At 53.1% G+C, this 25,209-nt stretch carries 19 protein-coding genes; 16 read left to right on the top strand and 3 right to left on the bottom strand.

All coding sequences use genetic code 11. The features are described from left to right. The first annotated feature begins 83 nt into the window (after nt 1-83). The 16 genes from gyrA to MMG91_RS13455 all read left to right on the top strand — a co-directional run bounded on the left by gyrA (nt 84) and on the right by MMG91_RS13455 (nt 18,264). On the top strand, nt 84-2,753 hold the full coding sequence (gene gyrA / locus MMG91_RS13380) for a DNA gyrase subunit A (RefSeq protein ID WP_310659862.1): 2,670 nt from the start codon (nt 84-86) through the stop codon (nt 2,751-2,753). 221 nt (nt 2,754-2,974) lie between these two features. Next, complete coding sequence (gene serC / locus MMG91_RS13385; RefSeq protein ID WP_305502810.1) at nt 2,975-4,060, top strand: 3-phosphoserine/phosphohydroxythreonine transaminase; 1,086 nt, start codon at nt 2,975-2,977, stop codon at nt 4,058-4,060. Further along, nucleotides 4,060-5,154, top strand: a complete 1,095-nt coding sequence (gene pheA, locus MMG91_RS13390; protein ID WP_033055815.1) for a prephenate dehydratase — start codon at nt 4,060-4,062, stop codon at nt 5,152-5,154. The genes serC and pheA overlap by 1 nt, the downstream gene beginning before the upstream one ends. Nucleotides 5,155-5,166: 12 nt before the next feature. Beyond that, nucleotides 5,167-6,279 carry a histidinol-phosphate transaminase gene (hisC, locus tag MMG91_RS13395; protein WP_310659863.1) on the top strand — a complete coding sequence of 371 codons (1,113 nt, stop codon included), beginning with the start codon at nt 5,167-5,169 and terminating at the stop codon, nt 6,277-6,279. A 28-nt stretch (nt 6,280-6,307) separates the two neighbouring features. Further along, nucleotides 6,308-8,515, top strand: coding sequence for a bifunctional prephenate dehydrogenase/3-phosphoshikimate 1-carboxyvinyltransferase (locus MMG91_RS13400; RefSeq protein WP_310659945.1), 2,208 nt, complete (start codon nt 6,308-6,310; stop codon nt 8,513-8,515). After that, nucleotides 8,512-9,201: a (d)CMP kinase gene (cmk, locus tag MMG91_RS13405; protein ID WP_310659864.1), complete on the top strand. Its 690-nt coding sequence runs from the start codon at nt 8,512-8,514 to the stop codon at nt 9,199-9,201. Before MMG91_RS13400 ends, cmk begins: the two co-directional genes overlap by 4 nt. A gap of 120 nt (nt 9,202-9,321) precedes the next feature. Continuing rightward, nucleotides 9,322-11,013 carry a 30S ribosomal protein S1 gene (rpsA, locus tag MMG91_RS13410; protein WP_008005961.1) on the top strand — a complete coding sequence of 564 codons (1,692 nt, stop codon included), beginning with the start codon at nt 9,322-9,324 and terminating at the stop codon, nt 11,011-11,013. A gap of 217 nt (nt 11,014-11,230) precedes the next feature. Beyond that, nucleotides 11,231-11,509, top strand: a complete 279-nt coding sequence (locus tag MMG91_RS13415; RefSeq protein WP_237886278.1) for a hypothetical protein — start codon at nt 11,231-11,233, stop codon at nt 11,507-11,509. A gap of 150 nt (nt 11,510-11,659) precedes the next feature. After that, nucleotides 11,660-11,956: an integration host factor subunit beta gene (gene ihfB, locus MMG91_RS13420; protein WP_007899751.1), complete on the top strand. Its 297-nt coding sequence runs from the start codon at nt 11,660-11,662 to the stop codon at nt 11,954-11,956. Nucleotides 11,957-11,983: 27 nt separating this feature from the next. Next, nucleotides 11,984-12,223: a LapA family protein gene (locus tag MMG91_RS13425; protein WP_305425806.1), complete on the top strand. Its 240-nt coding sequence runs from the start codon at nt 11,984-11,986 to the stop codon at nt 12,221-12,223. A gap of 226 nt (nt 12,224-12,449) precedes the next feature. Then, nucleotides 12,450-13,526 (top strand): dTDP-glucose 4,6-dehydratase, encoded by a 1,077-nt coding sequence (gene rfbB, locus MMG91_RS13430; protein WP_310659865.1) that lies wholly within the window; start codon nt 12,450-12,452, stop codon nt 13,524-13,526. Then, complete coding sequence (gene rfbD, locus MMG91_RS13435; RefSeq protein ID WP_310659866.1) at nt 13,523-14,416, top strand: dTDP-4-dehydrorhamnose reductase; 894 nt, start codon at nt 13,523-13,525, stop codon at nt 14,414-14,416. Before rfbB ends, rfbD begins: the two co-directional genes overlap by 4 nt. Beyond that, a complete protein-coding gene (gene rfbA, locus MMG91_RS13440) occupies nt 14,413-15,303 on the top strand; it encodes a glucose-1-phosphate thymidylyltransferase RfbA (protein ID WP_310659867.1) in 891 nt (296 codons plus the stop codon). The genes rfbD and rfbA overlap by 4 nt, the downstream gene beginning before the upstream one ends. Nucleotides 15,304-15,359: 56 nt before the next feature. Continuing rightward, complete coding sequence (locus MMG91_RS13445) at nt 15,360-16,283, top strand: glycosyltransferase (RefSeq protein WP_310659868.1); 924 nt, start codon at nt 15,360-15,362, stop codon at nt 16,281-16,283. Further along, nucleotides 16,280-17,242 carry an SDR family oxidoreductase gene (locus MMG91_RS13450; RefSeq protein WP_310659869.1) on the top strand — a complete coding sequence of 321 codons (963 nt, stop codon included), beginning with the start codon at nt 16,280-16,282 and terminating at the stop codon, nt 17,240-17,242. The genes MMG91_RS13445 and MMG91_RS13450 overlap by 4 nt, the downstream gene beginning before the upstream one ends. After that, nucleotides 17,239-18,264, top strand: coding sequence for a glycosyltransferase family 4 protein (locus tag MMG91_RS13455; RefSeq protein WP_310659870.1), 1,026 nt, complete (start codon nt 17,239-17,241; stop codon nt 18,262-18,264). The genes MMG91_RS13450 and MMG91_RS13455 overlap by 4 nt, the downstream gene beginning before the upstream one ends. A gap of 342 nt (nt 18,265-18,606) precedes the next feature. Here the strand turns inward: MMG91_RS13455 and MMG91_RS13460 are convergent, their stop codons facing one another. From MMG91_RS13460 to MMG91_RS13470, 3 genes are all read right to left on the bottom strand, one after another. Continuing rightward, nucleotides 18,607-20,364 (bottom strand): DUF6077 domain-containing protein, encoded by a 1,758-nt coding sequence (locus MMG91_RS13460; RefSeq protein WP_405046536.1) that lies wholly within the window; start codon nt 20,362-20,364, stop codon nt 18,607-18,609. 820 nt (nt 20,365-21,184) lie between these two features. Continuing rightward, on the bottom strand, nt 21,185-24,385 hold the full coding sequence (locus MMG91_RS13465) for a hypothetical protein (RefSeq protein ID WP_310659872.1): 3,201 nt from the start codon (nt 24,383-24,385) through the stop codon (nt 21,185-21,187). A gap of 1 nt (nt 24,386) precedes the next feature. Beyond that, nucleotides 24,387-25,208 (bottom strand): glycosyltransferase family 2 protein, encoded by an 822-nt coding sequence (locus MMG91_RS13470; RefSeq protein ID WP_310659873.1) that lies wholly within the window; start codon nt 25,206-25,208, stop codon nt 24,387-24,389. Between the last annotated feature and the right edge of the window lies 1 nt (nt 25,209).

Raw genomic sequence — 25,209 nt, forward strand, 5'->3', positions numbered from 1 at the left:
TGGCACTCAGTCTGCATCGGCGAGCTTCGTTCGTCCCATATGGATGTGACGAAGTTTCACCAGAAAAAGGAATCAGGCTTCTCATGGGCGAACTGGCCAAAGAAATCCTCCCGGTCAATATCGAAGACGAGCTGAAGCAGTCCTACCTCGACTACGCGATGAGCGTGATTGTCGGGCGGGCACTGCCGGATGCGCGCGATGGCTTGAAGCCCGTGCACCGGCGTGTGCTGTTCGCGATGAGCGAGCTGGGTAACGACTTCAACAAGCCGTACAAGAAATCTGCCCGTGTTGTCGGTGACGTGATCGGTAAGTATCACCCTCACGGTGATACCGCGGTGTACGACACCATCGTTCGGATGGCGCAGCCATTCTCGCTGCGTTACCTGTTGGTAGACGGTCAGGGCAACTTCGGTTCGGTGGACGGCGACAACGCCGCGGCCATGCGATACACCGAAGTGCGCATGACCAAGCTGGCGCACGAGCTGCTGGCTGACCTGCACAAAGAAACCGTGGACTGGGTGCCGAACTACGACGGCACCGAAATGATCCCGGCGGTCATGCCGACCCGTATTCCCAACCTGCTGGTCAACGGCTCCAGCGGTATCGCCGTGGGCATGGCGACCAACATCCCGCCACACAACCTCGGTGAAGTCATCGACGGTTGCCTGGCACTCATCGACAACCCGGAACTGACCGTCGATGAGCTGATGCAATACATCCCCGGTCCGGACTTCCCGACCGCCGCGATCATCAACGGTCGCGCCGGCATCATCGAAGCCTACCGCACCGGTCGCGGACGCATTTACATGCGTGCCCGCTCGATAATCGAAGACATCGACAAGGTCGGTGGCCGTCAGCAGATCGTCATCACCGAACTCCCTTACCAGCTGAACAAGGCCCGTCTGATCGAGAAGATCGCCGAGCTGGTAAAAGAGAAGAAGCTTGAAGGCATCACCGAGCTGCGCGACGAGTCCGACAAGGACGGTATGCGCGTCGTGATCGAACTGCGTCGCGGCGAAGTACCAGAGGTGATCCTCAACAACCTCTACGCCCAGACCCAGCTGCAAGCGGTGTTCGGTATCAACATCGTCGCGCTGATCGACGGCCGTCCGCGGATCCTGAACCTCAAGGACCTGCTGGAAGCTTTCGTTCGTCACCGTCGCGAAGTGGTTACCCGCCGTACCGTGTTCGAGCTGCGTAAAGCGCGTGAACGTGGCCACATTCTGGAAGGTCAAGCGGTTGCCCTGTCGAACATCGACCCGGTCATCGCCCTGATCAAGGCCTCGCCAACGCCGTCGGAAGCCAAGGAAGCACTGATCAAGACTGCGTGGGAATCTTCCGCTGTAGTTGCGATGGTTGAGCGTGCCGGTGCCGATTCGTGCCGTCCAGAGACCCTGGACCCGCAATACGGTCTGCGCGACGGCAAGTACTTCCTGTCGCCAGAGCAGGCGCAAGCCATTCTGGAGCTGCGTCTGCACCGTCTGACCGGTCTGGAACATGAAAAGCTGCTGGCCGAGTATCAAGAGATCCTCAACCAGATCGGCGAGCTGATCCGCATCCTCAGCAGCGCCACGCGCCTGATGGAAGTGATTCGCGAAGAGCTGGAAGTCATCCGCGCCGAGTACGGCGATGTGCGCCGCACTGAGATTCTCGATGCCCGTCTCGACCTGACCCTGGGTGACATGATCCCGGAAGAAGAGCGCGTCGTGACCATTTCCCACGGTGGCTACGCCAAGACCCAGCCATTGGCTGCGTACCAGGCTCAGCGTCGTGGCGGTAAAGGCAAATCGGCTACCGGCGTCAAGGATGAGGACTACATCGCTCACCTGCTGGTCGCCAACAGCCACACCACGCTGCTGCTGTTCTCCAGCAAAGGCAAAGTGTACTGGCTCAAAACCTACGAAATTCCGGAAGCATCCCGCGCTGCCCGTGGTCGTCCGCTGGTCAACCTGCTGCCGCTGGACAGTGATGAATACATCACCACCATGCTGCCGGTCGAGGAATACACCGAAGGTCACTTCATCTTCATGGCCACTGCTAAAGGTACTGTGAAGAAGACCCCGCTGGAATCCTTCAGCCGTCAGCGCAGCGTCGGCCTGATCGCGCTGGAGCTGGACGAAGGCGACGTACTGATTTCCGCTGCCATTACCGATGGCGAGCGTGAAGTCATGCTGTTCTCCGATGGCGGCAAGGTCACTCGCTTCAAGGAAACCGACGTCCGCGCCATGGGCCGTACCGCTCGCGGTGTCCGCGGCATGCGTCTGCCGGAAGGCCAGAAGCTGATTTCCATGCTGATCCCGGAAGAAGGCAGCCAGATCCTCACCGCTTCGGCGCGTGGTTTCGGCAAGCGCACCGCAATCACCGAGTTCCCTGAGTACAAGCGTGGCGGCCAGGGCGTTATCGCCATGGTCAGCAACGAGCGTAACGGCCGTCTGGTCGGCGCAGTCCAGGTGCTCGACGGCGAGGAAATCATGCTGATTTCCGACCAGGGTACTTTGGTTCGTACCCGTGTCGACGAAGTCTCCAGCCTGGGTCGTAACACCCAGGGCGTGACCCTGATCAAGCTGGCCAGCGATGAAACGCTGGTGGGCCTGGAACGGGTACAAGAGCCGTCGGAAGTCGAAGGCGAAGAGCTGGAAGGCGAAGGGCTCGAGGGTGAAGAGGGTGCAGTGTTCGACGGTGAAGTCGTGATCGACGACGTTGCCGAAGACCAGCAACTCGACGCCGCCGCTGACGAAGAGCCGCAAGAGTAAGCGGGCAAGCAGGGGGCGGATGAAGATTCGCCCCCTTGTTGTTTGTTCTGTTTGAAAATTTGCGACACTGCACAGGATCGTTCCCACACTCTGCGTGGGGATGCCGCTCGGGACGTCCCATGACGCAGAGCGTCATTGGATGCATTCCCACGCAGAGTGTGGGAACGATCATCCGCAGACCGAAAGATTTAAGTGACCACCAGATCAGAGCGAGATTGGATGTGAGCAAGAGAGCCTATAACTTCTGTGCCGGTCCTGCGGCGCTTCCCGAAGCTGTCCTGAAGCGCGCCCAGGGTGAACTCCTTGATTGGCACGGCAAGGGCTTGTCGGTCATGGAAATGAGCCATCGCAGCGATGAGTTCGTGTCCATTGCCACCAAGGCCGAGCAGGATCTGCGTGATCTGCTGAATATCCCCTCGAACTATAAAGTGCTGTTTCTGCAAGGTGGCGCGAGCCAGCAATTTGCTCAGATTCCTCTGAACCTGTTGCCGGAAAGCGGCACCGCCGACTATATCGACACCGGTATCTGGTCGCAGAAAGCTATCGAAGAGGCCTCGCGCTACGGCCACGTCAACGTTGCCGCCACCGCCAAGCCTTACGACTATTTCGCTATTCCCGGTCAGAACGAATGGAGCCTGTCGAAAGACGCGGCCTACGTTCACTACGCACCGAACGAAACCATTGGCGGCCTGGAATTCCAATGGATCCCGGAAACCGGTGATGTGCCGCTGGTTGCCGATATGTCTTCGGACATTCTCTCCCGTCCGGTGGATGTATCGCGCTTCGGCATGATCTACGCCGGGGCCCAGAAAAACATCGGCCCGAGCGGCGTCGTCGTGAGCATCATTCGCGAAGACCTGTTGGGTCACGCCCGCTCCATTTGCCCGACCATGCTCAACTACAAGGTCGCGGCCGATAACGGCTCGATGTACAACACTCCGCCAACCCTGGCCTGGTACTTGTCCGGTCTGGTGTTCGAGTGGCTGAAAGAGCAGGGTGGTGTCGAAGCCATCGGCAAGCTCAATGAAGTGAAGCAGCGCACGCTGTATGACTTCATCGACGCCAGCGGCTTGTACAGCAACCCGATCAACAAGTCGGACCGCTCGTGGATGAACGTTCCGTTCCGTCTGGCCGACGATCGTCTCGACAAGCCGTTCCTGGCCGGTGCCGACGAACGTGGCCTGCTGAACCTCAAGGGCCACCGTTCCGTGGGCGGCATGCGTGCCTCCATCTATAACGCCGTCGATATCGTTGCGGTCAACGCACTGGTTTCGTACATGGCAGAGTTCGAGAAGGAACACGGCTAATGTCTGAGCAAGAACTCAAGGCACTGCGCCTGCGCATTGATGCTCTGGACGAAAAAGTCCTGGAGCTGATCAGTGAGCGCGCACGTTGCGCCCAGGAAGTTGCGCGAGTAAAGATGGCCTCGCTGGCCGAAGGCGAAGTGCCGGTGTTCTATCGTCCTGAGCGTGAAGCTCAGGTGCTCAAGCGCGTGATGGAGCGTAACAAGGGGCCGCTGGGCAACGAAGAGATGGCGCGGCTGTTCCGCGAAATCATGTCCTCGTGCCTGGCCCTCGAGCAGCCGCTGAAAGTGGCGTACCTCGGCCCTGAAGGCACCTTCACTCAGGCTGCGGCCATGAAGCACTTCGGTCACGCAGTGATCAGCAAGCCAATGGCGGCGATCGACGAAGTGTTCCGTGAAGTGGCAGCCGGTGCGGTGAACTTTGGCGTGGTCCCGGTGGAAAACTCCACCGAGGGCGCGGTCAACCACACCCTCGACAGCTTCCTCGAACACGACATGGTGATCTGTGGCGAAGTCGAGTTGCGTATTCACCATCACCTGTTGGTCGGTGAAAACACCAAGACCGACAGCATCAGCCGCATCTATTCCCACGCCCAGTCCCTGGCCCAGTGCCGCAAGTGGCTGGACGCCCATTACCCGAATGTCGAGCGCGTGGCGGTTTCGAGCAACGCCGAAGCGGCCAAGCGGGTCAAGGGTGAGTGGAACTCGGCGGCGATCGCCGGCGACATGGCCGCTGGTCTGTACGGGTTGACTCGTCTGGCCGAAAAAATCGAGGATCGTCCGGACAACTCCACACGATTCCTGATGATCGGCAGCCAGGAAGTACCGCCGACCGGCGACGACAAGACCTCGATCATCGTTTCCATGAGCAACAAACCCGGCGCGCTCCACGAGCTGCTGGTGCCGTTCCACGACAACGGCATCGACCTGACACGCATCGAGACCCGTCCGTCGCGCAGCGGTAAATGGACCTACGTGTTCTTCATCGACTTCGTCGGCCACCATCGCGATCCGCTGATCAAAGGTGTGCTGGAAAAGATCAGTCAGGAAGCAGTAGCACTCAAAGTGCTGGGTTCCTACCCGAAAGCAGTTCTCTAAGGGCGGTAGCAAATGAGTGGCAACTTCCTCGCTCTGGCACAGCCGGGCGTGCAACAACTTTCGCCTTACGTTCCGGGCAAGCCCGTGGACGAACTGGCCCGTGAGCTGAACCTCGATCCGGCCAATATCGTCAAACTGGCGAGCAACGAAAACCCGTTGGGCGCCAGTCCCAAGGCGCTGGCAGCGATTCGCGAAGCGCTGACCGAGCTGACCCGCTATCCGGACGGCAACGGTTTTGCGCTCAAGACCCTGCTGGCCGATCAGTGCCGCGTCGAGCTGAACCAGGTAACGCTGGGCAACGGCTCCAACGACATTCTGGAGCTGGTGGCGCGTGCCTATCTGGCGCCAGGCCTGAACGCGGTGTTCAGCGCCCATGCGTTTGCGGTCTATCCGATCGTGACCCAGGCCGTCGGTGCCCAGGCAAAAGTGATACCGGCCAAAGACTGGGGCCATGATCTGTCGGCCATGCTGGCCGTGATCGATGCCGATACCCGTGTGGTGTTCATCGCCAACCCGAACAACCCGACCGGGACCTGGTTCGACGCCCAAGCGCTGGATGACTTCCTGCAGGACGTACCGGCCCATGTGCTGGTGGTGCTGGACGAGGCCTACATCGAATACGCCGAAGGCAGCGACTTGCCCGATGGCCTGGACTATTTGGCGGCCTATCCGAACCTGCTGGTCTCGCGCACCTTCTCCAAGGCCTATGGTCTGGCGTCGCTGCGGGTTGGTTACGGCTTGTCCTCGGCCATTGTCGCCGATGTGCTGAATCGCGTGCGTCAGCCATTCAACGTCAACAGCCTCGCCCTGGCCGCCGCTTGTGCGGCGCTGCAAGACGTCGAGTACCTGGCCGAAAGCCGTCGCTTGAACGAGTCCGGCATGCAGCAGCTGCAAGCGGGTTTCCGTGAGCTGGGCCTGAGCTGGATTCCATCCAAAGGCAACTTCATCTGTGTCGATCTGGGGCGTGTTGCGGCTCCAGTGTTCGAGGGGTTGCTGCGCGAAGGCGTGATCGTGCGTCCGGTGGCCAACTACGGCATGCCGAACCACCTGCGTATCACCATCGGTTTGCCGGCGGAAAACAGCCGCTTCCTCGAGGCGCTGACCAAGGTTATGGCTCGTGGTTGATGTCACTGCACTGCAATCTGCTCAACCTATGATCGGTCGCCTGGTGGTGGTCGGTCTGGGGTTGATCGGCGGTTCGTTTGCCAAAGGCTTGCGTGAAAGCGGTCTGTGCCGCGAAGTGGTCGGGGTTGATCTCGACCCGCAGTCGCGCAAGCTGGCGGTCGAGTTGGGCGTGGTGGATCGCTGCGAAGAAGACCTGGCGGCAGCTTGCCAGGGCGCTGACGTGATTCAGCTGGCGGTGCCGATCCTGGCCATGGAGAAATTGCTCGCGCTGTTGGCGGGCATGGACCTGGGGCAAGCGATTCTGACCGACGTCGGCAGTGCCAAGGGCAATGTGGTGCGCGCGGCGACCGAGGCGTTTGGCGGCATGCCGGCGCGTTTCGTGCCGGGGCATCCGATTGCCGGTTCCGAGCAGAGCGGGGTGGAAGCCTCCAATGCCGAACTGTTCCGTCGCCATAAAGTGATTCTGACGCCGCTGGATCAGACCGACCCGGCCGCGCTGGCGGTGGTCGATCGGTTGTGGCGCGAATTGGGCGCTGATGTCGAGCACATGCAGGTCGAGCGTCACGACGAAGTGTTGGCGGCGACCAGCCATTTGCCGCACTTGCTGGCGTTCGGTTTGGTCGATTCGTTGGCCAAACGCAATGAAAATCTTGAGATCTTCCGTTACGCTGCGGGCGGTTTCCGCGATTTCACAAGAATCGCCGGTAGCGACCCGGTCATGTGGCACGACATCTTCCTCGCCAACCGCGAAGCTGTCCTGCGCACACTCGATACATTTCGCAGCGACCTCGACGCTTTGCGCGACGCGGTCGATGCAGGGGATGGGCACCAATTGTTGGGCGTGTTCACTCGCGCCCGGGTTGCCCGCGAGCATTTCAGTAAAATCCTGGCCCGCCGGGCCTATGTGGACGCTATGAATTCCAACGATCTGATTTTCCTGGCACAACCTGGTGGCCGCCTGACTGGGCGGATTCGTGTACCGGGCGACAAATCGATTTCCCACCGTTCGATCATGCTCGGCTCCCTGGCTGAAGGCGTCACCGAAGTGGAAGGTTTCCTCGAGGGCGAAGACGCCTTGGCGACCCTGCAAGCTTTCCGCGACATGGGTGTCGTCATCGAAGGTCCGCACCACGGTCGCGTGACCATCCACGGCGTCGGTCTGCATGGCCTGAAGCCTGCGCCGGGCCCGATCTATCTGGGCAACTCCGGTACCTCGATGCGTCTGCTGTCTGGCCTTTTGGCTGCGCAGAGCTTCGATAGCACCCTGACCGGCGACGCTTCTCTGTCCAAGCGTCCGATGAATCGTGTGGCCAATCCGCTGCGTGAAATGGGTGCCGTGATCGAGACGGCTCCTGAAGGTCGTCCACCGATGACCATTCGCGGTGGCAACAAGCTCAAGGGCCTGACTTACACCATGCCGATGGCCAGCGCCCAGGTTAAATCCTGCCTGTTGCTGGCAGGTCTGTATGCCGAAGGCAAAACCACCGTCACCGAGCCGGCACCGACTCGTGATCACACCGAACGTATGCTGCGTGGCTTCGGCTATCCGGTGACCGTCAACGGCGCCACCGCATCGGTCGAGTCCGGCCACAAATTGACCGCGACCCACATCGAAGTGCCGGGCGATATCTCGTCGTCGGCGTTCTTCCTGGTGGCCGCGTCGATTGCCGAAGGTTCGGAGCTGGTGCTTGAGCACGTCGGCATCAACCCGACCCGTACCGGCGTGATCGACATCCTGCGCCTGATGGGCGCTGACATTACCCTGGAAAACCAGCGTGAAGTCGGCGGCGAACCGGTAGCGGATCTGCGCGTACGGGCAGCTAAACTCAAAGGTATCGAGATCCCTGAGGCGCTGGTTCCACTGGCTATCGACGAGTTCCCGGTGCTGTTCGTGGCCGCTGCCTGTGCCGAAGGGCGCACCGTGCTGCGCGGCGCCGAAGAGCTGCGGGTGAAGGAGTCGGACCGGATCCAGGTGATGGCGGATGGTCTGCTGGCGCTGGGCGTCAAGTGCGAACCAACCCCGGACGGCATCATCATCGACGGCGGCCAGATCGGCGGCGGCGAAGTGCACGGTCACGGCGATCACCGGATTGCCATGGCTTTCAGCGTGGCTTCGCTGCGCGCCACTGCACCGATCCGCATCCATGATTGCGCCAACGTCGCGACCTCGTTCCCGAACTTCCTCGCGCTGTGCGCGCAGGTCGGTATCCGTGTTGCACAAGAGGCTCAGTCGTGAAAATCATCGCGCCGGTCATCACCATCGATGGGCCAAGCGGCTCTGGCAAGGGCACGGTCGCCGGGATGCTGGCCAAGCGCCTGGGCTGGAACTTGCTGGATTCTGGTGCGCTGTATCGATTGCTGGCGTTCGCGGCGTATAACCATGGCGTCGATCTGACGAATGAGGAATTGCTCAAAAAGCTTGCCGCTCATCTGGATGTGCAATTCATCGCCGCGACCGACGGTCAGCTGCAGCGCATTATTCTGGAAGGCGACGAAGTCAGCGATATCATTCGCACCGAAAGTATCGGCTCGGGCGCCTCGCAGGTCGCTGCGTTGCCCGCCGTTCGTGAGGCGCTGCTTCAGCGCCAGCGGGCCTTTCAGGAACCACCGGGTCTGGTGGCCGATGGCCGCGACATGGGCACGGTGGTATTTCCCGAGGCACCATTGAAGATTTTCCTGACCGCCAGTGCCGAGGAGCGTGCGCGCCGTCGATACTTGCAGTTGAAGGGCAAAGTCGATGGTGTTAGTCTGTCGAGTCTGCTAGATGAGATACGTGCACGCGATGAGCGTGACATCCAGCGAGCGGTAGCCCCGCTCAAACCGGCGGCTGACGCCATACAGCTGGATTCCACGGAATTATCCATCGATCAGGTGCTGGAACGCATCATGAGTGAAATCGCCATTCGCGATATCGCCGGGTGACCAAGAAGGCCGCAGGGGACCAGTCATAGTCCTGCGGTGGCTTCTTTTAAATGAAACTGACCCACACCGTCTGGGGTGTGGAGATGGGCGTATTCTTCGCCCTTATCAACAGGAATTAAAATGAGCGAAAGCTTTGCGGAACTCTTTGAAGAAAGCCTAAAAACCCTGAACCTTCAGGCAGGCTCCATCATCACCGGTGTTATCGTTGATATCGATTACCAAGCTCGCTGGGTAACCGTTCACGCTGGCCTGAAGTCTGAAGCACTCATCCCGCTTGAGCAGTTCTACAACGATGCTGGCGAACTGACTATCAACGTCGGTGACGAAGTTCACGTTGCTCTGGACTCGGTTGAAGACGGCTTTGGTGAAACCAAGCTGTCCCGTGAAAAAGCCAAGCGCGCTGAATGCTGGATTGTTCTGGAAGCAGCCTTCGCAGCCGAAGAAGTGGTCAAGGGCGTTATCAACGGTAAGGTTAAAGGCGGCTTCACTGTCGACGTTAACGGCATCCGTGCGTTCCTGCCAGGTTCTCTGGTTGACGTCCGTCCAGTGCGCGACACCACGCACCTGGAAGGCAAAGAGCTGGAATTCAAGGTCATCAAACTCGACCAGAAACGCAACAACGTTGTCGTTTCCCGTCGCAGCGTCCTCGAAGCCGAGAACTCCGCCGAGCGTGAAGCTCTGCTGGAATCCCTGCAGGAAGGCCAACAAGTCAAAGGTATCGTCAAGAATCTCACCGATTACGGCGCATTCGTCGATCTGGGTGGCGTCGATGGCCTGCTGCACATTACCGACATGGCTTGGAAGCGTATCAAGCATCCTTCCGAAATCGTCAACGTTGGCGACGAGATCGATGTCAAGGTTCTGAAGTACGATCGCGAACGCAATCGTGTTTCCCTGGGCCTCAAGCAACTGGGCGAAGATCCATGGGTTGCTATCAAAGCCCGTTACCCAGAAAGCACTCGCGTTACCGCTCGTGTAACCAACCTGACCGACTACGGCTGCTTCGCTGAGCTGGAAGAAGGCGTTGAAGGCCTGGTACACGTTTCCGAAATGGACTGGACCAACAAGAACATCCACCCTTCGAAAGTCGTACAAGTCGGCGACGAAGTGGAAGTTATGGTTCTGGACATCGACGAAGAGCGTCGTCGTATCTCCCTCGGCATCAAGCAGTGCAAATCTAACCCATGGGAAGATTTCTCTGGCCAGTTCAACAAGGGCGATAAAATCTCCGGCACCATCAAGTCGATCACCGATTTCGGTATCTTCATTGGTCTGGACGGCGGCATCGACGGTCTGGTTCACCTGTCCGACATCTCCTGGAACGAAGTGGGCGAAGAAGCCGTTCGCCGCTTCAAGAAGGGCGACGAGCTGGACACCGTTATCCTGTCGGTTGACCCAGAGCGCGAGCGCATCTCCCTGGGTATCAAGCAACTGGAAAGCGATCCGTTCTCCGAGTACGTTCAAGAGAACGACAAAGGCGCCATCGTTAAAGGCATCGTGAAAGAAGTTGACGCTAAAGGCGCCATCATCACTCTGGCCGACGATATCGAAGCGACTCTGAAAGCCTCCGAAATCAGCCGTGACCGCGTTGAAGACGCGCGCAACGTTCTGAAAGAAGGCGAAGAAGTAGAAGCCAAGATCATCAGCGTTGACCGCAAGAGCCGCGTAATCCAGCTCTCGATCAAGTCGAAAGACGTTGAAGACGAGAAAGAAGCCATCCAAAGCTTGAAAGACAAGCCTTCGGATAGCATCGCTGCTGGTCCTACCACTCTGGGCGACCTGTTGCGTGCACAAATGGAAAAGCAGAACTAAGTTCTGTCAGACCATAAAAAAAGGGCGACTTCGGTCGCCCTTTTTTGTGCCTGCGATTTGGTGAATCCCAAACGTGCTGACGCCGCATTATTTCTTTCGTGAAACCAATGATCTACATAAGCTGTCTGTAACTTCATACAGGTCAATCGTCTATTCAAGGCTAGGCTTAGTCTGAAGTGAACGACCGCTGGGCAATGCGCCTGGCATAAGGAAGCGAATGAACAAGCTCATTGTCGTGATAGCAGTACTGACATTGGCGGGTTGTACCACTAGCGCCAAGACTCATGCGGTACGCGGAGTCAGTGGCATAGAGATCGATTGTTCCGGGTTAGGTTCTGGATGGGAGAGGTGCCACAAGCGAGCTGCCAGGGAATGCAAGGGCGCAGGCTATAAAGTCGTCGTAAGGTCCGATGACGCGAAGGAGGAAGATGAATTCCCTTTTGGCTTCAATCCCGCGGGTTATCTGACGCGCACCATGCTGGTTATCTGTAGATGAATGCCGGGTTAGAGCTATGTTCCGATGTTCTGAAATCGGGTGCCTCATTGCAGGGAAAGATATGTCAAAGCTCGGGCTGTTCAAATTTCTCCGGGCATGCTAAAACCTTTGAAGCGCTTTTCCTAGCTGCTTGAAAAAGAAGGGAAAAATATGACGAAGTCGGAGTTGATCGAACGAATTGTCACCCATCAAGGGCTGCTCTCATCCAAGGATGTAGAACTGGCCATCAAGACCATGCTTGAGCAAATGTCCCAATGTCTGGCCACCGGTGATCGAATCGAGATCCGTGGGTTTGGCAGCTTCTCCCTGCACTATCGCGCACCGCGCGTAGGCCGCAATCCGAAAACCGGTCAGTCCGTCAGCCTCGACGGCAAGTTCGTTCCGCATTTCAAGCCAGGCAAAGAACTGCGCGATCGCGTGAACGAGGAAGAGGAGGAGGGGCTTTGACAGCTGCTGCATTTCAAGGAACCGCTGATGCGTAACCTCAAGCGCGTACTTCTCGCTGTATTTGTCCTGTTGCTCGTTCTGGCGATCCTGGCGTTCGTTCTTGAGAACCAGCAAAGCGTGTCGCTGCTATTTCTGGGCTGGGCAGGTCCACAATTGCCTGTGTCGCTGATCATGGTGATTGCGCTGCTGATTGGCATGGTAATCGGCCCCATTCTCGGCTGGTTTCTGGGACGTACGTCCAGAGCCTCGCGCAAGCGCCTTGTCTGACTGCGACAAACCCGTTGTACGCGTCTAATTTGCGTCGCAGCTTGTCCATATCCATTAGTAAAACCTTCATTAAGCTGTAAAATGGCGCGCTTGATCGATAAGGCATTCCCGAATCGGTTCAGACTGACTCTGTCAGAAGCCTCAGCTGACTTGACGGCTTTTGCATTCATGGATTAGACAGTGCGCGGTTAGCGGCCCTGTCAGCAACTAAAGGGTATGGTTTCGCGTGAAAATTCTAGTTACCGGCGGCGCCGGGTTCATCGGCTCGGCAGTCATTCGTCATATCATCTCCAACACTAACGACTCTGTCGTTAACGTCGATAAACTGACTTATGCCGGTAACCTTGAGTCGCTGGCCGAAGTCAGCCATAACTCGCGTTACGTGTTCGAGCGCGTTGACATCTGCGACCGTGACCAAGTGGACCGTGTCCTGCGTGAACACCAACCAGATGCCATCATGCACCTGGCCGCAGAGTCCCATGTTGACCGCTCGATTTCCGGCCCGTCTGAATTCATCCAGACCAACATCATCGGCACTTACACCTTGCTCGAAGCTGCACGCCATTATTGGGCGGCACTGGATGACGCGCGTAAAGCCAACTTCCGCTTCCATCATATTTCCACCGACGAAGTCTACGGAGACCTCGAAGGTCCGGAAGACCTCTTCACCGAAACCACGCCGTACCAGCCAAGCTCGCCGTACTCGGCCAGCAAAGCCAGTTCCGATCACCTGGTTCGCGCCTGGAGCCGTACCTATGGCCTGCCGACTCTGGTGACCAACTGCTCGAACAACTACGGTCCTTGCCACTTCCCTGAGAAGTTGATCCCGCTGATCATTCTCAACGCACTGGAAGGCAAGCCGCTGCCGGTCTATGGCAAAGGCAACCAGGTCCGTGACTGGCTCTACGTCGAAGACCACGCCCGCGCGCTCTACAAAGTCGTGACCGAAGGCGTGATCGGCGAGACCTACAACATCGGCGGCCATAACGAGAAGCAAAACATCGAAGTGGTGCATACCCTGTGCGCACTGCTCGACGAACTGCGTCCGGACTCCGCTCATCGCCCACATGCCAGCCTGATCACCTACGTTCAGGATCGCCCGGGTCACGACCAGCGCTACGCGATCGACGCCAGCAAAATCCAGCGTGAGCTGGGTTGGACGCCGGAAGAAACTTTTGAAACCGGTATCCGCAAGACCGTCGAGTGGTACCTCAACAACACTGAGTGGGTAGCTCACGTGAAGAGCGGCAGCTACCAGCAATGGATCGACCAGAACTACACGGATCGTTCGGACAAGGCATGAAAATCCTCCTGCTGGGAAAAAATGGCCAGGTGGGCTGGGAGCTGCAACGTTCCCTTGCGCCACTTGGAGAGTTGATCGCCCTGGACCGTCACCCGGTCGATGGCTTGAGCGGCGACCTGGCTGATCTCGATGCACTGCGCGCGACGATTCGTCAGGTCAAGCCAAACGTCATCGTCAACGCAGCGGCGTACACCGCCGTTGATAAAGCTGAATCCGAAACCGAGCTGGCCGACCGTGTGAACGGTCAAGCCAGTCAGGTCATGGCTGAAGAAGCTGCATCCCTGGGCGCCTGGTTGATTCACTATTCGACCGATTACGTGTTCAGCGGTGAAGGCCGGACGCCATGGCAAGAGACCGATGCTGTCGCCCCGGTGAATCACTACGGCGCCAGCAAACTGGCCGGCGAGCAAGCGATTACGGCCTCGGGCTGCAAGCACCTGATCTTCCGCACCAGCTGGGTCTACGGCGCGCGCGGCAACAATTTTGCCAAGACCATGCTGCGTCTGGCCAAGGACCGCGAAACCCTGAGCGTCATCGCTGACCAGATCGGTGCCCCGACCGGTGCAGATTTGATTGCCGACGTGACGGCATTGGCCATTCAGCAAGTCTTGCAGCGTCCTGAATTGGCGGGCCTGTATCACCTGTCGGCCGCCGGCGAAGTGTCCTGGCACGGCTATGCCAGCCATGTGATCGGTTTTGCCAAGGCCAACGGTGAAGAGCTCGCCGTTACGTCGGTCAATCCGATAGACACAACCGCCTACCCAACACCGGCGCGCCGCCCTCTGAACTCACGGTTGAACACTCAGAAGCTGCGCGACAATTTTTCTCTACACTTGCCGGATTGGCAAAGTGGTGTCACCCGAATGCTGACGGAAGTTCTGAACAAATGACCATGACAAATCGTAAAGGCATTATCCTCGCTGGCGGCTCGGGCACTCGTCTGCACCCGTTGACCCTCGGCGTGTCCAAGCAGATGCTGCCGATCTACGACAAGCCGATGATCTTCTATCCGCTGTCGGTGCTGATGCTCGCCGGTATGCGCGAAATCCTGATTATCTCCACCCCTGAAGACCTGCCAAGTTTTCAAAAACTGCTGGGTGACGGCAGCCTGTACGGCATCAAGTTGACCTACGCCGAGCAGCCTAGCCCGGACGGCCTGGCACAAGCCTTCATCATCGGCGAAGAATTCATCGGCAAAGACCCTTGCTGCCTGATCCTGGGCGACAACATCTTCTACGGTCAGCACTTCTCGGAAAACCTGCGTTCCGCCAGCACTCAAGAGCATGGCGCGACTGTATTTGGTTACCACGTATCCGATCCGGAGCGTTTCGGTGTTGTCGAGTTCGACGCTGCCGGTCGTGCCTTGAGTATCGAAGAAAAGCCGCTGAAACCAAAATCCAGCTACGCGGTGACTGGTCTGTACTTCTACGACAACCAAGTCGTGGAAATCGCCAAGAGCATTAAGCCATCCCCACGTGGTGAGCTGGAAATCACTGATGTTAACCGTGCATACCTCGAGCAGAAGACCCTCAACGTGGAAATGCTCGGTCGTGGTTTTGCCTGGCTGGATACCGGTACCCATGATTCGCTGCTGGAAGCCAGTCACTTCGTGCATACCATCGAGCAGCGCCAAGGCCTGAAGGTGGCGTGCCTGGAAGAGATTGCTTACCACAATGGCTGGATTACTGCCGAGCAGTTGGGGACTCAGGCCGATGCCCTGAAGAAAACGGGCTACGGTCAGTACCTGCAGAAACTCCTGGACTCGCCTTCCCACTGATTCGAAGGCTCAATCCTTTCGAACAGTAGCGTTTATTCAGTCCAGGCAGGAATGGCATGCCAGTAAAACATCCCAAGGTTGCGGTTTTGCTGGCTGCCTACAATGGCATGCAGTGGATCGAGGAGCAGTTGGCCTCGATCCTCGACCAGTCAGCTGTCGACGTAACCGTTTATATCAGTATCGATCCTTCCACTGACGGTACCGAGGCTTGGTGTGCGGCTTATGCCACTAAGCACCCCGAGGTTTTAGTCTTGCCGGCTGCCGGCAGTTTTGGCGGTGCTTCCCGCAACTTTTTCCGCCTCATCCGCGATGTAGACTTCGAAGGCTACGACTTTGTCGCCTTTGCCGACCAGGATGATGTGTGGCATTCGAATAAACTCCAGCGTGCGACCCAAGCCATCCAGGCTCGTCGCGTAGATGCCTATTCCAGTAATATCACGGCCTTCTGGCCAGACGGCAGCACTCATGTGCTGGACAAGGCGCAGCCTCAGGTCGCATGGGATTTCCTGTTCGAAGCGGCGGGTCCCGGCTGTACCTACGTGATGAGCAGAAGTCTTGTGGATTCACTAAAGGCTTCGATGCTCGTTAATTGGCAGCAACTGCAAGATGTCAGTTTGCATGACTGGTATTGCTACGCCTTTGCTCGTAGCCATGGTTATCGCTGGTATATCGACCCTCAGCCGTCCATGGACTATCGCCAGCATGAGCGTAACCAGGTAGGTGCCAACAAGGGCTTGAGCCCGTTGATTGCCCGCTACAAAACCATTCATGACGGTTGGTGGTTCAATCAGGTTCGATTGATTGCGCTGCTGGTGGGGCAGGGCGCCGATCCTTTCGTGCAAACATGGCTGAAACTGCGCCGCAGACAACTCATGAAGCTTTCTTTCAGTGCCTGGCGTTGCAGACGACGAGTGCGGGATAAAGTGTTTTTCTTTTGTATTTGCTGGGCGACCGCGTTGATAGGGAAGAAGGCCAAATGACCACCCCGAAGGTATTAGTGACGGGGGCTAGCGGTTTCGTTGGAGAGGCGTTGGTTTTCAGGCTGTTGGTGGACAAGAAGTTCAGCCCGATCGCAGCTGCTCGCGGCGCTACGCGGTTACATGGGTTGTGTCCTGTGGTGCCATTCGATCTCACCCATGACAAGGTCTTGCCTGCACTCGACGATGTCCAGGTAGTCATTCATGCCGCTGCCCGAGTGCATGTCATGAATGAAACCGCTGTGGACGCATTGGCTGAGTTTCGCAAGGTGAATGTGGAAGGGACGCTCAAGCTGGCTCAGTGCGCTGCTGCGTCGGGAGTAAAACGCTTTATTTTCATCAGCTCGATCAAGGTGAATGGCGAAAGCACTCTCCCGGGTAAACCATTCAAAGCTGATGATCATCCGAATCCGCAAGATCCTTACGGTGTGTCCAAGTACGAAGCCGAAGAAGCTCTGAAGCAACTCAGTCACGACACCGGAATGGAAGTGGTGATCATCCGTCCGCCACTGGTCTATGGTCCTAGAGTGAAAGCCAACTTTCTGAGTATGCTGAGCTGGCTTAATAAAGGTATTCCTTTGCCATTTGGCTCGATTCGGAATCAGCGTAGCTTGGTAGCAATCGGAAACTTGGTGAGCCTCATAGCTACTTGCATTGATCATCCCGCCGCCGCCAATCAGACTTTTCTGGTGAGCGACGGTGAAGACCTATCCACAACTCAACTACTGCGTCGTCTATCCAAGGCGTTGGGTAAGCCTGCCCGACTTTTGCCTCTGCCTGAGGGGCTATTGAAACTGGCAGCCTCGACACTGGGCAAGCAAGCCGTTGCTCAACGCATATGCGGCTCGCTGCAAGTCGATATCAGCAAAAATCGCGAATTATTAGGGTGGACGCCACCCGTCAACATGGACAAAGCCATGAGACAAACCGCTGGCCATTATCTGGAAAAGCAAACGAAATGACTGTTTGGTGGCTGCTTTTCGCAGTATTCGCTGTTTCCTGGGTATTGACGCTCGTCTTGCGTCGTTACGCCTTGGCGAAGAGTTTGATGGACATACCTAACGAGCGCAGCTCTCATTCGGTCCCGACGCCGCGTGGGGGAGGGGTGGCCATAGTTGTCGCCTTTCTGCTGGCGCTTCCTGTCCTTACTGGCATTGATCTGCTGAGCACGGCGGCCTTGTATGGCTTGTTTGGTTCGGGATTGCTCGTTGCGATTATCGGGTTCGCCGATGACCATGGACATATCGCTGCCAGATGGCGGTTGCTAGGGCATTTCATCGCTGCGGCTTGGGCGCTGTTTTGGTTGAACGGGCTTCCGCCCATTGAGTTGTTCGGCATCACCGTTGATTTGGGGTGGTTCGGTAATATCCTGGCGTTGGTCTATCTGGTCTGGATGCTCAACCTCTATAACTTCATGGACGGCATTGATGGTTTGGCCAGTGCTGAGGCGATCAGTGTTTGCCTGGGGATGTGTCTGGTTTACTGGTTTAGCGGGAATCTTGAGCTGATCTGGGCTCCGTTGATTCTGGCGGCGGCGGTGTCGGGGTTTCTGTGGTGGAATTTTCCGCCGGCTCGGATTTTTATGGGGGATGCGGGGAGTGGGTTTCTGGGGATTGTGTTGGGGGCGATAGCTCTAGAGTCAACGTGGCTTAACTCCGAACTGTTATGGAGTTGGTTGATTCTGTTAGGTGTTTTTATTGTGGACTCAACTTTGACGTTGATCCGGAGACTAGTGAGGGGGGATAAAATTTATCAGGCGCATCGTAGTCATGCCTATCAATCCGCATCTAGATATTACGCAAGTCATAAGCGAGTAACGCTTGGTGTCATGGCAATAAATGTATTTTGGCTGCTGCCAATCTCATTAGCTGTTGGATCTTCGATATTGAGCGAGCTTATCGGTGTATTGCTGGCGTTCGTACCTCTAATACTGCTTGCGTTAAAGTTTGATGCAGGGGCTGCAGAGCGAGTCTCGTCGAGTTAAAAGTTAAGCGCTGGTCTAGTTTTTAGGATTGCTGCTGAGCAACAGGTTCTTGAGCTGGCAGTCGGCAGATCGGTGTTTCTCCATTAATAAAAAGCCCACAATGCAGCGGTGAGAGTACTCGCTTTGATCTTAACGGTCCGGGATCAGAAACGAGAAAACCCAACGCATTAGTCGGGCTTTCTCTGTTCTATCGCTCTGAAACAGCTGAACACCGTGCTATAAAAACAGAGCTGTTCCATATGGACAACTTTCTTTTAGCGCCCGGGCCGCATCACACAAATAAACCCTCCCCCCCCCATCAAAACATACATAAAAACATAGTTTTTATTTTTTAACGAGACATCAATTACGACAGAAAACTACGTAATTCTCCTCCGAAAGTACTTTTTTATAGTTATTTAGCATTGGGCTTGCGCCGTTTTCGACTTGTGAGCGAATCACAATAATATCAATCCCTTTAGTTATAAGGAAACGAAAATCTTCAGCTGAGCCATCATGTAGACCTGCTGCAAAATTTCTTGCGCGCAGCCTTACATCCTCCGGCACCTTTATTTGAACAGTATCAGTGTTTAAGAAGTTATGATGCATGTGACGTGCGGCGACACTTCTCAGTGACGGTTCGAGCATTTGGGCAGTTACCTCCCACTGTTCTGGAGCTAAAAGTGTTGCGGACTCTTTTAAGTGCCGGCAGTTTTCCGACGCTTTCCTTACCGACATAAGCTCTATTTCAGGAAGTTTCTCTACGAATAGCCCTTTGAAGTGATGAGGGTAGCCCCACTGCTTTTGAAGTGAAAATACGCTTGAACCGGCAGCAATAATCAAGATAAGAAAAAAACTAGGAAGTAAAGCCCTTTTGTATGAGTGTGTTTTGATAAAATTTATAACAATCATACCAAGCATTGCTATTATAGTAGGGTATTGAAAAAGATAATAAATTCTCCAGAAACCATCAGAAGGAACAAATTTATGGAAGACTGGAAGTAGTAATGGATTAAGAAGAACTATACAAAGTACAAGTTGATACACTGAGAACTTAATCAGGGCCGTCCTGTTTATCTCTAGATTTTTACATAGCAGGATTGGGATTAATGCGAGATATATGAAAAGACTCCTGCTGGAAAGGCTTAATCTTACATAGTCTGAAAAAGGCATCGTTTCAAACCCTCTCCAATAACTATCGTCCTTCAGGCCTCCGAATTTATATATAAAAACCCCGCCCACTACTACTGGCACCACGGCTAGCAAAAAAGACATTAATCTAGGTGGAGCACCCTTGCGGACTATAAACTCAGTAAGAATTAATGCAGCTATTGCGACTGGTAGTATAAAAAGTGAGGAGCCCGTCAATCCTAAGAAAAAAACTACTGCGCAAAACAAAAAAAACCAATCTCTTGGTCGATTAGTTTCGTAAGCTCGATCAAATGCTGGGAATAGTGTAATTAGAGCTGCGGATAGGAAACATTTCCCAGTCCACCCACCAAGAAAAAGCCAAGCCCCTATGCGCCTATTCTGATCTGCGTCAAAAAATAAAAATAAAATCACAGAGACGGCGGCAAGGACTCTAGTTGACGCATTTGTCGTTGGAAAGAAATGTGCAACTGCGTAGTTTACTGAAAAAACATAGAGCATTATTGAAACGAATGTTCCGCCGATTTGATATCCAACGATCTCTGATCCAAAAAAATTGCCAAAGTTGGAGAGGAAATATTCCCAAGATGTCATTAGATGAGCAGCGCTGATTGGCGCGACTTGATCAAATGCTATTCTAGTATCGTAGTCCGGAAAAAAAATATCACCACTTAACCTCAAAAACGCTATTCGATGAAAAAAAGTACTGTCATCTGGATTGAATGCGTAAAGAAAAGCTGTGAACAACGCAAGAAAAATGGACACGCCAAGTAAAATAAAAAACTCTTTATTGTATTTTATTTCTTGATTTTTTAGAAGCCTGGATGAAATCAACCAAAAGACAATCGCAGCCATAAGTGTAGCTATCAATCCGATGTTCTGGTTTACCCCGATCAAAACACAGAGCCAATAGGCTATAGTTAACCCCGCAAACGCACAAATAAAATTCTGAAAAAATCTAATTGATCCCACAAAATTCTCCAAGACTAGTCGATATATCCTTTTCCAGTATATCTGTATTTTTATTGGTTTTGCAGGAGTAAGAATTAGTTAGCTGGCTCTTGTGTTACATAAGCGAATTCTATGATTCGTGGGATGCTGACACCAGAACAGCTTTACGGATATCCATTTCTGAACGTTCTCTGCTGGTAGCCTATTCGGCGTGTATTGGTCAAATCGGATGCTGACGATGGTCACTACCAATGTAGCTGCCGATCAGTATGAATCCTGCTCTGCAGTGGCCTCCAGCACGCAGTCAATCCAGGCAATACCTGCTTTAATCAGTTCCCGCGCCTTTCCTTCGCTCACCCCAGTGCTTGCTTGTTGACTCGTACCACCGGCCACTTAACTCCGTAATACAGCCAGATCATATCGGCCATCTGCTGCTCGCGCTTGTACAGTCCGACCACAACGGTATCAACCATACAAGCCAAGTCGTAATGGTGTACGAGTTCGATGCGAACGGAATTGATTCACGCATAATGCCTAGGATTGACGAGGTATTGATTGGGAATCTCTATCCAGGACATGTTCGGTATTACCTAGCGGACGGCGCAACGGCATAGGAATTTTCATGATCTTTTCCCTCAATCCCCGGTGTAGTTCGATCATTCTAAATGACGCATGTGGTTTTCTCGCGTTAAGCACGGTGCACGATAGTCATGATGGTAGCCATCTATTTTTGAGTTCACTGAAGTGTTCGGGCCGTGCTAGGGTGCTTTATCGCAATAAAACTACAATAAAGCACCTTGTGCGGAGCGCCTATCTGTTTGGATAAGCGTTTTTATAATTGTTATGGAAGAGTGTTGTTCTTATATAGTGCAAGGTGTTTAAGCTTAACGCTTGTGCACGCAGCAGGATTATCAAGATCAATTCTAAGCCCTGTTATTTTTTTCATTGTTAACCATAAAGGTAAAGCCTCTAGCGGTACGACTACACTTCCGTCCTCGGCATTAAATTTTACGCTCAACGTTTCGTTTGGGCCGTCGTATGTGTCACCCCACCAAAATAGTTGAATACGTGGTTCTTGCTGTTCATCCTCGCAGGAAAAGTCGAAGCGCAGCACACCAGAGGTCTTCCCAGACAAGGCCAAACTGGAAACATCATAGATAAGTTGAGGGTCAGGTCCCGAGATTCTTAACGACTCCCCCTGTACAGAAAGGTCTATCGTAGAAAATGGGATGGAGGAAAGATCTGATAATAGGTCAAGCTTTGATTCGAGAGACTTAAGTGATCGTCCCCACGCAATCGGGATCTTTTTGAAGTCATTACTGCCAAAAGATTTTTGCATTAGTGTTGATCTATACTTGTTAATGGATTCTCCGGTTAACTCAGTCTCAATATATGTTTGCTCGGCGAGCTTAAGTTTCGTGGGTTTTATGTCTGAAGAAAGTGTGATTAGATTTTTATCTATGTTGGTAATTGTGTATCGATCGTTCGACAATTTTATTGCCTGACCAATATTGAGTATGTTCGAAAAATCCGGGTCGATAGTTATGTTGAATTTGCTCGAGCTTTTCGAGATCAAAGGGGTGGAGTCTGGAGTGGTAATCGTTGGGATTTGAACGACATTGCTTATCGAGTTTGATTCGGATTTTAAGTAGCCGACTATAAAACCATCCTCTAAATTGGCTACATAATTTTCAACTATGTAGTGATAGAGCAATGGTGTGCGAAGAGCAAGGCCTCCTCCGTCGTGAATGATATTAGCACCTTCCAATAAGGCCATACGAGGCTTAGCCTTAATCAGAGTTTCTATTGCTCTGCGTTGTTGTTCCAGAGGCACCATGTTATATACGGCCGTTACCGATAGCAGCGGAGGCCTGTTGAGATAAAAGTATTGTGCGTTGCGAGAGGTAAGATCTAAATATGACTCATTTGGTGATAGTTTAGCATCGAACAGCGCCTTTAGACGTCTTAGGCGATTAATGTTTTCTATTTGGATGGAGCCGGTACCTATATTGGAGAAGCCATTTCTCTCGCCATCAAAGAGATATCCAACAGGGATGTGAGATGAAAAGCTGTGTACGAAGGAGTTTAGTGAAGGAGGGAAGACGTTTACAGTGGAGCTTAGGGCTGCTCCAAAAATAATCCATCCGGCTTTTATCCGAGCCTCAGTCAAATTCCATATCGCCAGGGGAACCAGGATGGTCCAACCTAATATGCCTGATGTCGCTGGCCGAGATCCGGCGCTTGGATCAATTCTTCCCATTGAATATGGAATCAATAGTAGAGATAGTGCCACGACTACTACGGCAGGCAAAATTAAATTTGGGTTGCTTTTTAGATCGTGACGATGATTGTATATAGTGATTAAGGCAATTACTGGAACAAAGACCCAAGACATTCGGACTGTTTCAAAAATAAATCCTGAGCGCGGACCGCCATTCCAACTTAGACTCCAAGGTACTCCATAAGCAACTTGGTTAATGGGACCATTTTCTAAGACATATCTGACTGCATTGAAAAGCATCGAAAGAAACGGGCTAGTAGCCGAAAAAAGAACAATGACTCCAAGAACAAGGGCTACATAACCTCGTCCAACGGTAAACTTATCGCTTTTCCAGTACTTCCATAGGACGTATAAACCTATTGGCGCTGAAGCAATAGTGATTAACAATCCTTGTGGGGGTACACCCAATATTGCTATAGGCGCGGTTAATAGCCAAATAGATAACCATTTTGCGTGTTTTTCGATAAGACTATTATCGAGCCATAGACATAAGAATGGGACGAGGAATAACCAGCTCAAATTAGTCGATTGAGAAAAACCACCAAGAAGAAGTGTTGCAATAAACGCCAGTAAGTAACTTTGACTGAATTTATAAAGTGCTAAAAAAGCTGCGAGGCTCAGTAATAGTGTTGCAAAACGGGCCGCTTCAGCAATATTTGCAGCAGTTCCCTCATAAAATATGTAAGCCAAGAGGCCTGGGAGGTCATCTCCGATGATCCCATGTGCTGGCATATAGTCAACATACGGAACAGCGCCTTTAAGATATTGCCACCAACCCAACAGATGCTCACCAAAATGATAGTCATCAGGACTGACCAGTGGCTGAGCTGTAACTCCTGCTTTAAATGCGATAAGAAGTGCAAATATTGCTAGGGGGGATATTAAGCTAGTAATTCCATTTCTTTTGTTTTTTTGATAATTTATATGTCGTCGAATAATATCCACTACGCAGAGCGCTACCAAAAGGATAAGCACTACCTTAAGCAAAGGAGTTGTTGAGTATTTCGTGATTACGCCAGTGGGAGTTATTAGTCTTGCCGGGTAAAAGCATAGAAAAAGTGTAGATAGAGTAGTTTGTCCAAAAAACAAAGCTAAGGGGGTTAGTTTTTCTAAATAATGTGGCCGATAAATGGCCGTAAATAACAGCGCTATTACCCCAAGGGTCAATAATAGATAAGCTGTTTTTAGTGTTGACTTTATGTCTAACGTGTAGCCAATGCTGGCTGGTAGGCGACCTAAAATAAGTGCTAGTTCAAGTGGGGCTAGAGAGATAAGAATAATGCTGAATAGGGCTATACTGGCTGTATTCGAGGTTAATTTAGTATTTGACTTGGTAAATGTTAGGCTGATGAGCAAAAAATAGATGATGCCGAGTATGGATAGATAAAAAAGTTTAATGTCGAATGGGAGCCCTATCAGGCTTGAACCAAACGTCATTGCTGCAGGAATCGACCAAGTTAATAGCTGTTTGACAAAAGAGTTAGCTTCATCTTCAGAATTATTTGTCTTGATGGCCATTAATTTTGTTTTGAAAAACCAAAGACTAAATAATAATGTAAATATAAACACAGGGGCAGCTATTAGGTCTTGCAGTTTGGAGTTTGCATCCCAGGTGATATTGCCCACAATAAAGCTAAAATATGATGGTGCTAAAGTTAAGTTCAAAGACGCTAATGTGAAGAATATAGCCGCGCAGATGGACACAATAGCGACTGTTACTTTGTCTAAAAAATAAAACTTTGGTGATGGAATAGAGATCATTTTATTGTTTCTTTGCTGGATTGTAGCGGCCGGCACATGCCCGAAAAAGAACTTCTAGTACCGAAAGATTGCCTTTGATACTGCTAATTTTTGTTGGTACTTCACCTTTTGGATAACGTCGATTAGTTGCTATTTCTATGCAGCGATAACCCAGCCTTGGGGCGCGATAGGATAAGTATGCCAAAAGCTCATAGGTGCCAAAAATGTCGCGGAATATTGAAATTTCCGGATCTATCAACATTTTTCGACTATATGCTCTAAATCCTTGAGTCGTGTCGGTCCATTTAAAGCCAGAACTAATGCTTAGTAGGGGGGCATGAATAAATCTAATGGCTAAATCGCGTGATTTTGGAGTGTTTTCTGCAACTCCTCCCGCGACAAATCTCGAAGCTTGTACGAAATCCACTCCGGCAGACAAAGCCTCTATGAATCGAGGAATTGCCTCCGGATCGTCTTTGTCGTTACCATCAATTGTAATAATGCCATCGTAACCTTCATCTAAAGCGAAGGCATATGCGCATCGAAGTTGCGAGCTTAATTTTCCTGGGCCGGTTTTTACAATTAAGCCGTTGACACCTAGTTTTACAAGTTCATCATGAATCAAGGAGCCATCTGTACTGCCCCCATCCACAATCAAAATATCCGCTTGCTGTTCAATGTTCAAGTCGGACATGCGGGAAAGAAGATTCCTTATTCTTTCTCCTTCATTTATTACTGGTATCACTATGCAGTAATTATGCTTGCGACCATTCCAGAAAGTGGTGCTAAAGTTTGGGATTTCCCATATGTCGCGATCAAATGGAATTGTATCTGATGAGTGCATA

Origin of the sequence: Pseudomonas sp. JL3 (assembly GCF_031570575.1) — a bacterium.
GTDB lineage: Bacteria > Pseudomonadota > Gammaproteobacteria > Pseudomonadales > Pseudomonadaceae > Aquipseudomonas > Aquipseudomonas cucumis.